The 14,696-nt window shown below is 58.7% G+C and carries 15 protein-coding genes; 5 read left to right on the plus strand and 10 right to left on the minus strand.

What is annotated here, in order from left to right:
• Positions 1 to 199: 199 nt before the first annotated feature.
• From NW816_RS07905 to NW816_RS07950, 10 genes are all read right to left on the minus strand, one after another.
• Positions 200 to 688 carry a M67 family metallopeptidase gene (locus NW816_RS07905; protein ID WP_011433657.1) on the minus strand — a complete coding sequence of 163 codons (489 nt, stop codon included), beginning with the start codon at positions 686 to 688 and terminating at the stop codon, positions 200 to 202.
• 170 nt (positions 689 to 858) lie between these two features.
• Positions 859 to 1,146, minus strand: a complete 288-nt coding sequence (locus tag NW816_RS07910; protein WP_414408806.1) for a DUF6464 family protein — start codon at positions 1,144 to 1,146, stop codon at positions 859 to 861.
• Positions 1,147 to 1,604: 458 nt separating this feature from the next.
• The gene (gene argH, locus NW816_RS07915; protein ID WP_414349809.1) at positions 1,605 to 3,038 is read right to left on the minus strand and encodes an argininosuccinate lyase; all 1,434 of its coding nucleotides are present in this window, start codon (positions 3,036 to 3,038) and stop codon (positions 1,605 to 1,607) included.
• 153 nt (positions 3,039 to 3,191) lie between these two features.
• On the minus strand, positions 3,192 to 3,410 hold the full coding sequence (locus NW816_RS07920) for a hypothetical protein (protein WP_414356446.1): 219 nt from the start codon (positions 3,408 to 3,410) through the stop codon (positions 3,192 to 3,194).
• A gap of 471 nt (positions 3,411 to 3,881) precedes the next feature.
• Positions 3,882 to 5,579, minus strand: coding sequence for a PP2C family protein-serine/threonine phosphatase (locus tag NW816_RS07925; RefSeq protein ID WP_414408807.1), 1,698 nt, complete (start codon positions 5,577 to 5,579; stop codon positions 3,882 to 3,884).
• Between the two features lie 96 nt (positions 5,580 to 5,675).
• Positions 5,676 to 6,845, minus strand: a complete 1,170-nt coding sequence (locus NW816_RS07930) for a glycosyltransferase family 4 protein (RefSeq protein ID WP_414374574.1) — start codon at positions 6,843 to 6,845, stop codon at positions 5,676 to 5,678.
• A 139-nt stretch (positions 6,846 to 6,984) separates the two neighbouring features.
• Positions 6,985 to 8,649, minus strand: coding sequence for an MFS transporter (locus NW816_RS07935; RefSeq protein WP_414408808.1), 1,665 nt, complete (start codon positions 8,647 to 8,649; stop codon positions 6,985 to 6,987).
• Positions 8,650 to 8,676: 27 nt separating this feature from the next.
• Positions 8,677 to 9,021 (minus strand): MgPME-cyclase complex family protein, encoded by a 345-nt coding sequence (locus NW816_RS07940; protein ID WP_414329330.1) that lies wholly within the window; start codon positions 9,019 to 9,021, stop codon positions 8,677 to 8,679.
• 73 nt (positions 9,022 to 9,094) lie between these two features.
• Positions 9,095 to 9,565: a hypothetical protein gene (locus NW816_RS07945; protein ID WP_414408809.1), complete on the minus strand. Its 471-nt coding sequence runs from the start codon at positions 9,563 to 9,565 to the stop codon at positions 9,095 to 9,097.
• 161 nt (positions 9,566 to 9,726) lie between these two features.
• On the minus strand, positions 9,727 to 10,845 hold the full coding sequence (locus NW816_RS07950; RefSeq protein WP_011433647.1) for a class I SAM-dependent methyltransferase: 1,119 nt from the start codon (positions 10,843 to 10,845) through the stop codon (positions 9,727 to 9,729).
• 248 nt (positions 10,846 to 11,093) lie between these two features.
• Here NW816_RS07950 and NW816_RS07955 point away from each other — a divergent pair, with 248 nt between their 5' ends.
• The 5 genes from NW816_RS07955 (at position 11,094) to NW816_RS07975 (ending at position 14,690) form a co-directional block, all read left to right on the plus strand.
• Positions 11,094 to 11,750 (plus strand): response regulator, encoded by a 657-nt coding sequence (locus tag NW816_RS07955; RefSeq protein ID WP_414408810.1) that lies wholly within the window; start codon positions 11,094 to 11,096, stop codon positions 11,748 to 11,750.
• Entirely contained in the window at positions 11,750 to 12,442 is a 693-nt protein-coding gene (locus tag NW816_RS07960) for a queuosine precursor transporter (RefSeq protein ID WP_414408811.1), read from the plus strand. Before NW816_RS07955 ends, NW816_RS07960 begins: the two co-directional genes overlap by 1 nt.
• Positions 12,443 to 12,584: 142 nt before the next feature.
• Positions 12,585 to 12,770 (plus strand): photosystem II reaction center protein PsbZ, encoded by a 186-nt coding sequence (gene psbZ, locus NW816_RS07965; RefSeq protein ID WP_011433643.1) that lies wholly within the window; start codon positions 12,585 to 12,587, stop codon positions 12,768 to 12,770.
• A 336-nt stretch (positions 12,771 to 13,106) separates the two neighbouring features.
• Positions 13,107 to 13,625, plus strand: a complete 519-nt coding sequence (locus NW816_RS07970) for a DUF2808 domain-containing protein (RefSeq protein ID WP_238376751.1) — start codon at positions 13,107 to 13,109, stop codon at positions 13,623 to 13,625.
• Between the two features lie 231 nt (positions 13,626 to 13,856).
• Entirely contained in the window at positions 13,857 to 14,690 is an 834-nt protein-coding gene (locus tag NW816_RS07975) for an undecaprenyl-diphosphate phosphatase (protein WP_414408812.1), read from the plus strand.
• The last annotated feature ends 6 nt before the right edge of the window (positions 14,691 to 14,696 follow it).

Consider the following 14,696-nt stretch of genomic DNA (forward strand, 5'->3'; position numbering starts at 1 on the left):
TCCAGAGGATCTGGGCTGACCTATCCGTTTGTCGATCTTGTTGGGGCTGTCTACTGACTTTGAGGATTCAGCTATGTTACAGACAAGGTTCAGCACTAGACTACCGCTTTTTCCGGTGGTACCCATCCCAGCTTTCAAGGATCCCAACTGAACTTAGCCGTGAACTTCAGCCTCAAACAGCGGCAAAGCCCAAACGACTCTAGCTTGCCAAAGCCGGGAGCGGGGGGATGCGAATGTCTTCCAGCATCTGCATCGGCTCCCGTTGGGGCTGCTCCTGCTCATCCAAAACCCAGCTCACCACCTCTTCTGCCTTGCCCTCGCGCACACTGACGATCACACAGGAAAAGCCCCAAGGAAAAGCATGCTGCCGATCAAACTCGGAGGGAATGGCCGCATGGTTGGGATGGGAATGATAGGTGCCCAGGATCCCCAGCCCTTTGCGCACCGCATGGTCGTTGGCCCGCTTGAAATCCGCCGGATCGATCAAGAAGCGGCGGCGGCTGGATTCTCCGTCTGCCAGAGGGTTTTCCGCTTGATCCCAGGTGTTGGTCACCGACCAAAGCTCGTGGATGATCTTGTCGGATCCCCGGATTTCCCCAATTAAAATGCCGCAGCTCTCGTGGGGAAAGGCTTGTTCGCCGTGCTGGCGGATGCTGTGAAGGTGGTCTGCCGAGAGGTAGAGGGCCATGAATCTCGCCTTTGCCGATGGAATTACCGTCCTTTTATTCTGGCACAAATTGGCCGGGGATCCCTCAACCTGGCTACAGCGGCGGTCTCAATTCGGATGTCATTCGGGCGCAATGGGCAGGCTTCCGGCGCTGCAAATGTTCGGCGAACGGTGTGGCACGATCAGACCTGTCAATCGGGTGAACCCAGAGGTGGCTCTGGCTTTGAAGGGGCGACAGGAGCATAGTGGGGGCAACCCTGGCACGGCCCTTGGGGATGGACGGCACAGCGCAACCAAGCCGAGTGGGCACTGAAAACACAAGAGGGATCCCCCAGGGGTGGGCCAAATTCGCCGGCCCGTTGACGGCGCAGCAGCACCACTTGCCGTCGCCAATCTTGCAAAAACCGGCTGTAGGCGCGTTCCCGCCAGCGACGCTTGGCCGCATGTTCTAGGACACGGACGGTAAGGTTATCCAACATGGAACGATCACCCAAGGAAGAGGCCAACAGGCTGGGAGTTACCAAAAAACTGGGTCTAAAGCCCCGCCCTAAGGCCTACGGCCCGCTGACGCGACTAGGGCGGCTTTGTGCTATGATGCCCGCAGCGGCAGGGTAGTCAACCGCTCTAAAAACCCAACAGTCTAACGACTGGATACAGCCTCAGCAGGCTTTGTGGTTGTTGTTTGCAACGGTACCTAAGGGCATTAGGGAACCGCTCTGGGTGCTAGAGCTTGCGCAGCGCTTGGGGGAACGCCTGGGGAGACGAGCACCGCTGCCGTGGAGGGGCAACCCAACACGATAAGTGCTGTCGCAGAACCAGGAACCAGAATCTCCTGCCTTTAGGCAGGGGAGCATGTCAAGTTGGATGGCTGAGAACCTCAGGATGGCACACACTGGCGAGAAGAACCCAAGAATTGCAAACTCTCCTTGAGTTCAGTTTAAGTTTGTGGAGTTTCTTCCGATGGCTCTGGCTGCTGGTGGCGGGCCTGGGCCCGTTGCAGGGCTTCTCGCACCACAGCAAAGCCCGTTCCCCCGGCGCTGAGCCGCGTGGCCACCACCTGGCGGGGCTCAATGGCCGTCAAAATGTCCGCCTCAAAGGCCGGGTGGAAAGTTTTCCAGCGCTCCAAGGGCAGATCCCGCAGCAGGATCCCCTCTGCCAAACAAATGCGCACAATCTGCCCCACCAAATCATGGGCTGTGCGAAAGGGGATCCCTTTGCGCACCAAGTAGTCGGCCACATCGGTGGCGTTGGAGAAATCTTCCTGCACAGCAGCCGCCATGCGCTCAGGTTGAAATTGGATCCCTTCCCGCAGCAGAAGGGTCATCGCCTCTAGGCAGGCTTTCAGGGTATCGACCGTGTCGAATAGTCCCTCTTTGTCTTCTTGGAGATCTTTGTTGTAGGCCAGCGGCAGCCCCTTCAAGGTGACCAACAAAGCCTGGAGATGGCCAAACACCCGCCCCGCCTTGCCGCGCACCAACTCCGGCACATCGGGATTTTTCTTCTGGGGCATGAGGCTGGAGCCGGTGGCACAGGCATCGGTGAGGGTGACAAAGCCGAACTCCTGGGAAGCCCAGAGGATCATCTCTTCCGAGAGGCGGCTGAGATGCACCAAAATCAAGCTGGCGGCAGCGTGGAACTCCACCAGGTAGTCCCGGTCGCTGACGGCATCCAAGCTGTTGGCGCTGATCCGCTCAAATCCCAGCAGATGGGCGGTGAGCTGCCGATCGATGGGCAGAGAAGTGCCGGCCAAAGCCCCGGATCCGAGGGGGCAGACATTCACCTCTTCCCGCACCCGCCCCAGCCGTTGCCAGTCTCGCCAGAACATTTCTTCATAGGCCAAGAGGTGGTGGGCCAAGCTAATCGGCTGAGCCCGTTGCAGATGGGTGTAGCCGGGCAGGATTGTCTCCAGATGCCGCTCAGCCAAGTCCAACAAAACTCCGCGCAGCTCCCAGAGGGCTTGACGAAGGTGATCGATCTGATCTCGCAGATAGAGACGCAGATCGGTGGCCACTTGGTCATTGCGGGAGCGCCCGGTATGCAGTTTTTTTCCCACTTCCCCCACCAAAGCCACCAAACGACGCTCGACGGCGTAGTGGACATCCTCTGCCTCTGGATCGGGCCGGAAGGTGCCGGCAGCCGCTTCCTGTTGGATCTGCTCCAATCCCCACCGGATCTGGTCGGCCTCTTGCTGGGTCAGGATGCCACAAGCGGCCAACATCTGCACATGAGCCAGGGATCCGGCCACATCGTAGGGCAGCAGGCGGATGTCGAAGCCGATACTGGCGTTGAAGCGGGCAATGGCAGGGTGCAGGGATCCCTCAAAGCGCTGGCTCCAGGGGCGAGGGGTGGAAGTTACCGTCGGCTCAGACATTGGCTGGGAACCGGAAGAATGGGGAGAAGGATTGACCACCGTAGGAAGACCCCACTGCAGTTGTGGAGAAAAAACACAGAAACCGACCGCCGACGGACAAAACCCCGCCGGCCCAGGCCCAATGGATCCAGCTAGAGCAATGGTGACAAGGCCCTAGTGGGAGCTGGTGATGCTCTTGAGCATGTAGCCCACTACGATCCCTGCCAAGAGCGCCCAAATTTGGCCCGATTCCACAAAGCCATTCCAACCCTTGCGGATATCGCCCAGCACATCCTGTCGGAACACCTGCCCGACAATCATTTCCGTCTGGAAAGCCGCGGGGGCCGGCAAGTAAACCGAGGCGGTTTCAGACCCAGAAGGAGAGAAGTTCATGGTTGTACCTCAGGTGTAGATAACACAGTGCAGCCAACCTGGTAGCTCCACCAGCTAGAGCGTACCGCTCTGAAAGACCTACGAAACGCCAACAAACACTTCCACTCACACCGGCGGCGCGGAGTGCTCAGCGTCTGCCGCGCTTCTGCTTTCTTCCTGCCTTAACGAACTATGGCTGGCAGCAGAGATCACCCCCACTGCCCCGCCAGAGGGATCTCCACAGGCGTGACTTCCCCGCAAGCTGCAGGTAGCCGCTCCTTGCTCTCTGAGAGAGCCACACAGACTAAAGCTGGAGCAGGCTTTAGCCCATGCAGAACGCATGCCAGAACTAACCAACTAGCCTAGTAGTCCGGCAAAACCACGTCAACCAACCCACCGTTGCTGCCCAGCCCAGTAGCGTTGAGTAGCTTGCTTGAGCTATTGTGAGCGTTGCGGCCTGCTGTCATTAACCCTGAGTTTGAACTTTTTTAGCTAGGCTGGCTCGGAGTCGGGCAACACCTTCAACACCACCAGCGTTGTGTCGTCCACGGGCTCAGGCCGCAGGGAAATCTCGTCCTGCAACAGGAGCTCTGGATCCTCGGGCAGCCATAGGGGAAGAGGGTGGGATCCCCGGCGGCCTCGGAAGGCATCCATCTGCTCAAACAAGCTCTCCAAGATGTCTTCGGGGGAGTCGTAGCGACAGGCAGCATACTGGATGGCGTCCATCAGCCCAGAGGTTTCCAAGCGCTCGCCGCGGGTGTTGGCTGTCTCCGTGTAGCCATCGGTGTAGTACACCACCACATCCCCCGGTTGCAGTTGCACGCAGCTTTCCGAGTAGTGGCTGTTCCCCTCCAAGCCGATCAGCGCCCCCTCTGTGTCCAGGGGTTGAATTTGCCGGGTGCGGGCTTGCCACCACAGGGTGGGGTTGTGGGCCGCGTTGCTGAAGCAGAGGCGATGGGAGCGGGGATCGTACTCCGAATAAAACAGGCTGATGAAGCGATTGGAGTTTTCCAGATCGCTGTACATGGCCCGATTCAAGCGCTGCAAAACATGGGCCGGCGAATGGCGGTTGAGGGCTTCCGCCCGCACCATGGCGCGGGTCATGGTCATCAACAGGCCGGCGGGCACCCCTTTGCCCATCACATCCCCAATGACGATGGCCAAGCGAAAGCCTGCCGTTTCTTCAGATGAGTCGGATGTTTCCAGGCGTTCGCCGGGAATCTTGATGAAGTCATAGTAGTCGCCCCCCACTTTGCTGGCCACCCGGCAACGGGCTGCCAAGCGAATCCCCTTGACTTGAGGGCACTCCCGAGGTAGCAGTTGGGTCTGGATGTAAGAGCCAATCTCCATTTCTTTTTCCAGGGTCATCTTGCGGCGCAAGGCTGCCGTCAAGCGGTCATTTTCGATGGCCACCCCTGCCTGATCGGCGACCAAGCGCAACAGTTGTTGGCGACGTTCATCCCAGTGGTAGCCAGGCTGACGGCTGAAGACGTACAAGCGACCCTGGACAGAGTTGCGAATCAGCAGCGGCGTGCCGAAAAGGCGTACATCCGGCCCCAAGCTCTGGCGGAACCGTTCGTCCAAGAGGTGTTCAAGGGCAGGGATCTTAACAGAGAGGGATCCCTCCGTTTTGAGAATGGGCTCTTGAGCCGAGAGGGTCTGGGTAATTTGCTCCATCTCAGCCCGAATCTGCTCGCGGTGATTGAGATCAGAGCAATGCAGTTGATCCAACTGGATGGTGCCGTTGGGATTGAACAAAACCAGGGCTCCGCCTTCGGCATCGGTCAGTTGGCTGGCCACAAAAGCCGTCAGCTCCAGGATCTGGTTCAAGTTGTTAAAAGAGCGCAGAGCAAAAGCCAGCCACGCCAGCAGATACTGCATCCGATGGTGTTCTCTCTCCAGTTCTGCCACCCGATCCGGCATTGCAGGGGCAGGCACAATGGCCGGCTTGACCTCCGGCAGCTCTCTATCATCGGACGCAACGGCACCTGAAGAGGTGGGATCCTCATCCTGGCCGGTCTGAGCTGAGCGCAAGTCCCCCGAATTGTCCGTGGGCGACAGCGACGGAGCATTGGGGGGGAGGGGATTTTTGCCCGAATCCTGGGCCAGCAAGGACTCTGACCACAAAGAATCTGACAGCCCGGCAGGGGGCTGCCCTAAAACGGCCTTTTGGGGGCTGTGATCATCCATCGGGAAGGCTGGCTTAATCCCTTGGAAACGTAACGAAACAGCTTAGCAAAAATCTCACAAGCTTTATCACACAAAGATCAAGATCCTCATTTTCCCTCACACCCGGCGAGGCTGACGGGATCCCTGGCACAGTTCCCGGTAGAGCTGTTCCACCTGGTTGATGTTGTGGCTGAGGGTATAGCGCTCCAGCACCCGCTGGCGGGCCTTCATCCCCAGCAGTTGGGTAAACTCCCGTTGATCCCGCAGCAAAGGCAACAGCGTTTGCAGCTCCGCCGTCACCCGTGTCGGATCCAGCAGGATCCCGGCTCCATCGGCCAAAACCTCGCCATCGGCACCCACATCGGTGGCCACTGCTGCCAGCCCACAGGCCATCGCCTCCAACAGGGACAAAGAGAGCCCCTCGATTAAAGAGGGCAAAATAAACACATCGGCTCCTCGCAAGATCTCGATGCGTTGCTGCTCGTCGGCAATATAGCCCAGCCAGTGGATCCCATGTTGAAGGGTGTAGAAGGGCTTGAGGGTGTTGAGCAGCGGCCCATCCCCCACGATCAGCAGACCACACTTCTCCCCCATTTGGGAGTGTTTCCAAGCCTTGAGCAGGGCCTCCAGGTTTTTCTCCGGCGAAACCCGCCCCTGATAGACGAAGATCCGCTCCAGTCCCAACCGCTGTTTGAGGGTGGAGGGCCCAGGCGCATACTTGTCCACATCGACCCCATTGGGAATGACCACCACCTGTTGGGGGCGCACCCCCAGCTTGACCAAGATCTCCCGCTGCGTTTCCGAGAAGACGATGGTGCGGTGATAGTTGGCCAAACACGGTGCGTAGAGCTGGTAGGCCAAGTATTGGGTGCGAGAGGCGATGTTGCGCCGCCGTCGGTCGAAGGCAGGGTGGAAAGTAGCCACCAGCGGCTGGTTGAGCTCAGCGCAGATCTCCGGCAACACAAAGTCGATGGGAGAAATGGTCAAGGAGGCATGCACCAGATCCGGCTGCAATTCCTTGAGAGCCTGGGTGAGCAACCGCTTGGCGTTGGGGGCCGGGATCGTGTAAATCTGCGATTTGTACAGACAGGGGAGGGAAACGTCTCGACGGTCCAGCTCCGCCCTCCAGCCTTCACCACCGGGATCCAGAGCGGGCGATTGGCCGTCGTTGGTGAAGTGAAAAAAGCTAACCTGATGTCCCCGATCCAAAAGGCCGTTGGTCACCTCGCGGCTATAGGTGACGTTGCCACAGAAAGGTGTTTTTTTGCCTATCCAGGCGATGTGCATGGGCGGATCCCCGCGGAGCTAAAACGCTGAGCTGCAAAGGGAGTCTCGATGCTCAAGCCTCTACAAGAGTAGCAGAGTTAGCTCCTGCCTTGGCCCGTCCCCTCGGAAGAGGATATCCAACCTCGCGCTGCGGCAGGATTTACGAGACCTCTCTGCCCAATAGGCTCCAGGTGTACAGCCCCGCCAGCCCCGCCAGAACAGACAGGGCCACAAACATCCAGGGAAGGCCAAGGCGGGCTTCTGCCAATCCCGTGAACACCAGCGGCAAACTGAGGGCAATGTTGGCGGCGTTGTTCTGGAGCCCAAAGATCTTGCCTCGCAGATGGTCAGGCGTTTCCTCTTGGATCAAGGTTTGCATCGGCACCGCCACCAAAGCCCCCCCACAGCCCAACAGGGCAATCCAGCCCAAGCTGGGCAGCAACCAGTGGGTCGTCCAGGATAGGGCTGCCAGAGCCCCACAGAGCAGCAGGGATCCCAGCCCAATCCAGGCGCGGCGGCTCACCCGTCGGCCCGTATGGCCCACCCAAAAGGCGCCGATCCCCATGCCCAGGCCGGCAGCGGCCAACAACACCCCGAACTGATCTGGCTTCAGCTCTGCCATCACTTCTGCCATGCGCACCGCCAACACTGCCAGCGCCGCAAACAGCGAGTAGAGCACCACCACCTGCACCAAGGCAGCTCGGATCAGGGGCATCTGGCTGACATATTGCAGGCCCAAGCGGAGATCTTCCCAGAGGTGGGGGACTTCCCAACGCCGGGGCTCTAGCTTCTCGTGGGGTTGCAGCAGCAATAGCAGGGATCCCGCCAAGAGGTAGGCTCCCCCCACCAACAGCTCCGGCCCCACTTCCCAGCCCGGCAACCAATGGCGTACCCAACGATCTGCCAGGGTTAACAGCGGCTCCCCCACGGCAAACCCGACGATCAGCGAAGCCATCATCGTGGTGGTGTACAGGGAGTTGGCCGCCAGCAGCTCTCGCTTCGGCAGGATCAGGGGCAAAGTCGCCTGCTCGGCAGGAGCAAAAAACTGGGTCAGAACCGAGACGGCAAAGCTCACCAGCAACAGCCCCGCAAACCCCAAGGGGATCCCCGGCCAAAGGTCGCGCCCGGCAGTGAGCCAGAGCAGCGGCGGCAACAGCAGCACTAGGATCCCACGCGCCAGGTTGGAGAGCACCAACACTCCTTTTTTTAGCCAGCGATCCACAAACACCCCCGCCAGGCTGCCCAGTAGCATCGCCGGCAGCGTAAAAGCCAGCATGATGGCCGAAACCTGACCGCTGATGGAAGCCCCTTCGGGTTGAAATTCGCGGGCAACCAAGCCGATCAGCAGCACCAATAACACCTTGTCCGCCAACTGCGAACACACCTGCCCCATCCACAGCAGCAGGAAATTGCGTCGGCGCAGCACGGCAAGAAAGTTTCTCAGGCCCGGCTCAGCCAGACCTTGATCTTCCTCTTCCTTTTGCCCTTTTTCGGGATCCTCAGGAGGTGGCTCCGGCAGGGGATCCCCAGGAGAACACTCCGGCGAGCTGAGGGCGGGGCTTGCTGTCGGCTCAGGCAAGAGAGCTTCTGACTTCAGCCCCCAAGTTGGCGTTGACGCAGGTGGGGGATTCTGGAGAGGGGAACTGGGGTGGCAGATCCCTGCCCCTCCCTCCGGCCAGCCCCATCGTTGCTCCAAAGTCATCATGCTCCCCAGGTGACCTGCCCATTTCCCCGACGTCGGCCCCACAACAGAATGGGATCCCGTCAGCAAACAAAAGTGGAAATGGGGTGCCCCGATCTTATCTTGGCCCGCCTTCCAATCCACCAACCCAAATCTTGGGAATCGGCAGGCCTAGCTTCCTGCGGCAGACAAGGAGCGCAAGGGATCCGGGATCGACTCGCTTGGAGCCACAAAGCTGCCCTTCTCTACAAAGGTTAAGCGCAGGCTCAGCCAACGAATAAAATCCGCGTTGGTGGATACCACTGCCCCCAGGGGCTCCTTCAACTTGTCCCGCAGGGGCTTTAACTCTGGAGCTTCCATGAAGGCCGGCTGGGGCACCCAGAAGAAATCGACAGGGCAATGGCGCTCCTCGCAGTATCGACGACGCTCCTCCAGCACCTCTTCCAGAGGCTCAGAACGTAAGAAAGACAGGCTGGCAACGACAAAATGATAGGTAGTCGGTTCGGCAGCAGACATAAGATTGCTGTGGAACTGTGTTGAGAATAAAGGCTAGAGCCGGGCGTCCACCGCTCCTTGCAGATCCTCTCCCTCAGAGAGAGGCAGATTTGAGCAGATGCGGAGCCGGATCGCGGGAGCTACACAGCGGCTGACAGTCTTCCAACTGCCGGAGAACGGGTAGCCGCGCCATGACTTCCTCAGGGGGCATGGAGTGTTCTGAAGCCTGCTTGAGGGTAGGTAGAGCCTGAGCTGCCCATTCCCGAGCCCAGGGAGCGGACTCAGGAGTTTCCTTCTCCTCCAACAGCTCTTGGCAAAGGGCAGTTGAGCGCTCCAAGTCACCACTGCCCTGATATGCCATGATCAGAGCTACACGAGCCAAAACGCATTCTTCCGGATCTGCCCTAGAGCCATTGCGCTCGCTCAGGCGGCGGGACAAACTCTCTTGTCTTTCTTGGATGGAACAGCAGTAGCAGAAGGACTCGAGAAGGTTGATCGCCTCCAGGTAGCGCTCCTGCTTGAGAGCAGTGATACCGGCGCGGAGGGATCCATGGGAGTGGGACATGAGCCTAAGTACAAGAAAAGAGTTCGGACGGACTTGCACCTGAAGGTTATCCAGTCAGTGGCCCGTCTTCTCATCCAAGGTTTCGTGTCTAAAACTACTATACACCCTCTGGACAAGTGACCGCCGATTTACTCTTCCTCTTAAGCTTGTGGAAAGGGCGCTCAACCCTTACGGGCTAGGGTGTAGGCGCTGACATAGTGAGTCTCCCGGCGCAGCACCGCACAGCCTGCCTGTTGCAGGCGCACCCCCAGATCGTCGTGGATGTAGTCGCGGTAGTAGGGTTCGTGGAAGGTTTGCATAAAGGCTTCCATCGTCTCCTTCAGCTCTGGCGAATCCAGCAGTTGCACCGAGTCGCAGATGACCACCACGCCCCCTGGCTTCACCACCCGACTCATCTCGTTGATGACATTTTGTCTGGCCGGGCCAGGCAGCTCATGAAAGAGAAAAACGCTGATGACGGCGTCAAAGGTGGCATCGGCATAGGGCATGGCCTCGGCGTTGGCGCGGATAAGCTGGGGCAGCTCCCCCGGCAGCTCCTGCAACAGTCGGTTGGCCTTGCGCAGATAGGCGGGGGAAAGATCCAGACCGTACAAAGCCGCTTTGGGCAGGGATCCCCGCAGTAGGCGCAGCATCCGCCCCGTGCCACAAGCTACATCGAGGATGTGGGGGCTGACCAAGGTGGGATCCAAGGCATCTTTGAGCAGGCGAATCACCCGACGGCGCATCGCGTCCGCTGTGCCCCCAAACAGCAGCTCCACCTGCAGGTCATAAAGCTCAGCCGAGCTGTCGCTCAGGTAGCCGTTGGTTTGGTAATGGAAATTTTGCAGGTAGTATTTCGGATAGCCCTCGGTGGAGATGTCTTGAGAAAACTCTTGGTAACGCTTGCTGTGAACCCGCCGAGTAATTTGCGGCAAATCCAACCACACCTGTGGGTAATAGCGGGCAAAGTCCAGCCAGGGGTTGTCGAACAGGAGCGCGTGAGGGTAGTACCCTGCCTCAGCATCTTGCCAGTCCGCTTGCAGGAGTTGTTCGTAACGGGCCCGCAACACCTGTAGCGTGTCAGCGCTCACCCGCACCTTGGCCCGCGGCGGCGGGGTCCTCCCGGAGGAGAAGCTTTGCAGATCCCTGAGCACCGAGAGCATCAGATCCGAAGCTTGGGTGGAGAGCGCTTTGTGGGCGAAGCCAAAGATGTTTTTGCCCCACTGAAAAGCGCGGTAGGCAGCTTCTCCGACCGGAGATGGGATCGGCAGCGACAGCTCAGGACTCAGTTGTAGGCTCATAACCCTGCAAGGTGCGAATAAATGCTTAACGTTTGTTTACACTCAATTATAGCAAGGCAGCCACGCCAAGCCGACAACCGCCGGGATCGAAGAGAACCCAGCAGAATGGGATCCCTGAGCACACCCCATCTGGCCAAGCAGGGGAGTACTCTAGTGGTGTCCTCAAAAGGATGTCCCCGATTGCCCTATGAGCTGGAGGAAGGGGCTGCTCAGGTCGATTTGATAATGGGAAGAGGGAGCGCCTCAGCATGACAACCAAGACGGTGTTGGTCATTGACGATAGCATCATGATTCGCAAGATGGTGGCCAGCATCTTGGCCGATCAGTTCCAAGTGGTGGAGGCCAAAGACGGGTTGACAGGGCTGGAAGCGGCCAAAAAACATCACCCCGACCTGATCCTGCTGGATTTTGTCATGCCCAAGATGGATGGCTACGACACCTTGCAGGCCATCCGCCGCGAAGACAGTCTGAAAAATACTCCTATCATCATGATGTCGGGGCTGAAGGAACAGGTGACTGCCCGCATTCCTGAGCCCTTTGTCGATTTTGATTTCATCGAGAAACCGTTTGAGGCAGATGCCCTTTTGGCTCTTATCCAAAAGGTCCTCCAGGTTGCCCCTGCCGCTGCACCGGAGCCGGGATCCGAAACCAACACCCAACTGATTCTGAACCGGCTCACCGCCATCGAGACGCTGCTGATTCAAGGTACGGAAAACTTGATCCAGCGGGAGGTGGTGGCGCGGCTTTCTGGGATCAACCAATGCCTGGCGCGTCAGGAATCCCGCAGCAGCAATCTGGAGGCCCAGATCAGCAAGCTCGCCGGCGAAGTGGAGCGACATGCCCAGGGTTTGGCCTTGATCGTCAAGGAGCTGCGGCACATTCGTAAGTTGTTGGGGGGATCCTGATGTCTGAGAGGGTTTTTGAGCGAGCTTATCGACACCTAGATGCGGTGACGGCTCTATTTGTGGCCGTGCTGCTGATTTCCAACATCGCCTCGACCAAGATCGTTCTTCTGGGGCCCTTTACCTTTGACGGGGGCACCATTCTCTTCCCCCTCAGCTATATCTTTGGCGACATCCTCACCGAAGTCTATGGCTATGCCCGCTCGCGGCGGGTGATCTGGCTGGGATTTCTCTCGGCGGCCCTCATGTCGGTGACATTCATGATCGTGGGATCCCTGCCGGCCGCCCCCGACTGGCCCTATCAAGAAGCCTACGACCAGATTCTGGGCCTGACGCCCCGCCTTGTGCTGGCCAGCTTAATCGCCTATTGGGGAGGCAGCTTTGCCAACGCCTATGTACTGGCCCGCATGAAGGTGTGGACGCGGGGACGGTGGCTGTGGACACGCACCATCGGCTCTACCCTGGTGGGCCAAGCGGTGGATACTGGACTGTTTGTCACCTTGGCCTTCTGGGGGGTGTTCCCTGGCCTGGGCAGCTTAATACTCTCCAACTATGTGTTCAAGTGTGCCGTTGAGGTGGCGTTTACGCCCCTGACCTATGCCATTACCGGCTGGCTAAAGCAGCAAGAACAAGAAGACTACTTCGATGTGGCAACCGACTTTAACCCCTTCCGCCTCCAGCCTGTGTCTAGATGAATCCATCAGCCGCCTCAACGGATCTGGCCTTGGGAGGGATCCTATTTTGGTATAGTCAGAGCGTCATCCTATTTATCCTGCTGCCATCCGGTGTTACCGGGAGCTTTTATCCAAGACAAGACTTTTGTGAGGGATCCGCAAGATGATGCTCGTTTTCCAAATTGCTTTGTTGGTGTTGGTGCTTTACAGCTTGCTCTTGGTGGTGGCGGTGCCGGTGCTCTACAGCTCAGCCAGTGACTGGAGCCGGGCCAAGAATGTGATTCTGGTGGGATCCCTGCTCTGGGTGCTGATGGTGATTGGGGTGGGGGTGCTGAGTTTCCTCAAGTGAAGAAGCAGTAGAAGGGCAGGGGCATCTTGCCGTTACAATCGGCGCTGTGGGGGGCTGCACTGTGGGTATAGTGGCCCAAAGTTCTTGTTGAGATCTCTGCCAGAACTGCGTACTTGCGCACCCCGGTGAGCCCTAGGCTCTCTCGGTAGAGAGGATCCCATCCTCTACAATGGACGGCGAGGCGTCGGCCTTGCTTGCCATCGGTCAGGCTGTCTACAGGCCGCGCTAGTGAGCTTTGAAGGTGCTGAGGTGTTTCAACCAGCGGAGGTTTGGGTGTTGAGAGCAGTGATGAGAGCAGGGAAATGTTCGCAGGAACTTGGCCTTGCCCGGCGAGGCATGAGGCTGGCCTTGGCGGTTCTGGTGATGGGGAGCCTGGGATCCCTGGTGATGCCCCATTCTGCAGAGGCGCAGTCGGGTTTGGTGATCACCGGCAGTGAAGGGGTACCTGTCCTCAGCTATCGGCTCGATTTTGGCGGGGTTCGCAGTCGTTTGGATCGCTATCGCCTGACCATTCCCCCCCAGAATGTGGCGGTGGCAGAAGTGCAGATCAACGGGGACAGGAATTTCGATGGCCGCATCGATCCGGAAAGTGTCCGCCTGGAGGTAGAAGGCCGGCCTGTAGAGCTGGATCAAGTGTACTGGAACGAGGAGTTTCGCTCTCTAGAGGTGGTGGCCCGTCAACCCATTGCTGCCGGTCAGGAGATCCGTCTGGTGCTCTCCAACGTGCGCAACCCTTCATCTGCCGGTATCTACCGTGTGGAGGCGCGGGTACGGGGTACGGAACCCAACCCCCTCTTCCGGAATGTGGGCAACTGGCTGATTACCATTGAAGACCCAGAGCGGATTGGCTTCTGATCTATTGACCCGATGATCTGACCTACTGTTGATCTTTGCGGCGATCCTATAGGCACAGCCCTTTTGCGGGTCTGGGACAGCGACACCCAAGTTCCCGGCCAGTTGGGGTGGGATCCCTCTGCAAGTGTTTGTTCGCCGTGGTATGGGCTGCTGGAAAAAGCCGGAGTTCTGAGTTTTTCTAAGAATGGGGATTGTGCAAATCCGGCAAGTTTGGGTGGGGGAGTGTTTACCTTGTTGCTTGCTGACACCTGGTATCCCAATTGGTGGCAGGCTCTGATTTTGGGCATGGTGCAGGGGATCACCGAATTTCTGCCCATTAGCAGCACGGCCCATCTGCGGGTGTTTCCGGCTTTGGTGGGGTGGCCGGATGCGGGAGCTTCGTTTACGGCGGTGATCCAGTTGGGCAGTTTGGGGGCGGTGCTGATCTACTTTGCCTCTGACCTGCGCCAGTTGATCCTCGGCTCTTGGAAGGCTTGGCGAGAACGAGATTTTCAGCAGGAGCCTTGGCGGCTGTCGGTCGGGATCCTGGTGGGAACAGTGCCAATTGTGGTTGCCGGCTGGGCCATCAAGGCCATTTGGGGATCCCCACCCCGCCAGTTGTGGGTGATCGCCACTGCAGCCATTGGCTTGGCTTTGTTGTTGGGCTGGGCAGAGCAAACGGGCAAACGCCAGCGAGACCTTCACAGCTTGGGCATTGGGGATGGGATCTGGGTGGGGCTGGCCCAAGCTTTGTCCCTGATCCCTGGGGTGTCGCGCTCCGGCTCGACGCTGACGGCGGGGCTGTTTCTCCATTTGCAACGCCCGGCTGCCGCCCGTTACTCCTTCTTGCTGGGGATCCCGGCGCTCTTTTTGGCGGGGGTAGAAGAGTTGATCTCTGAGTTCAGGGCAGAGGCGCTGCTGTCGCAGGGGTTGGGCACTCTTTCTGCTTTTGTCTTTTCCTATCTCTCTATCGATTGGCTGATTCAGTTTTTGCAGCGCAGCAGCACCTGGCTGTTCATCGTCTATCGGATTGGCTTTGGCCTGTTCATTTTCTTGGGGTTGGCCCTGGGGTTCCTGAAACCCTAGGCTGGG

The organism is Synechococcus sp. W55.1, assembly GCF_047461655.1.
Lineage (GTDB): Bacteria > Cyanobacteriota > Cyanobacteriia > Thermostichales > Thermostichaceae > Thermostichus.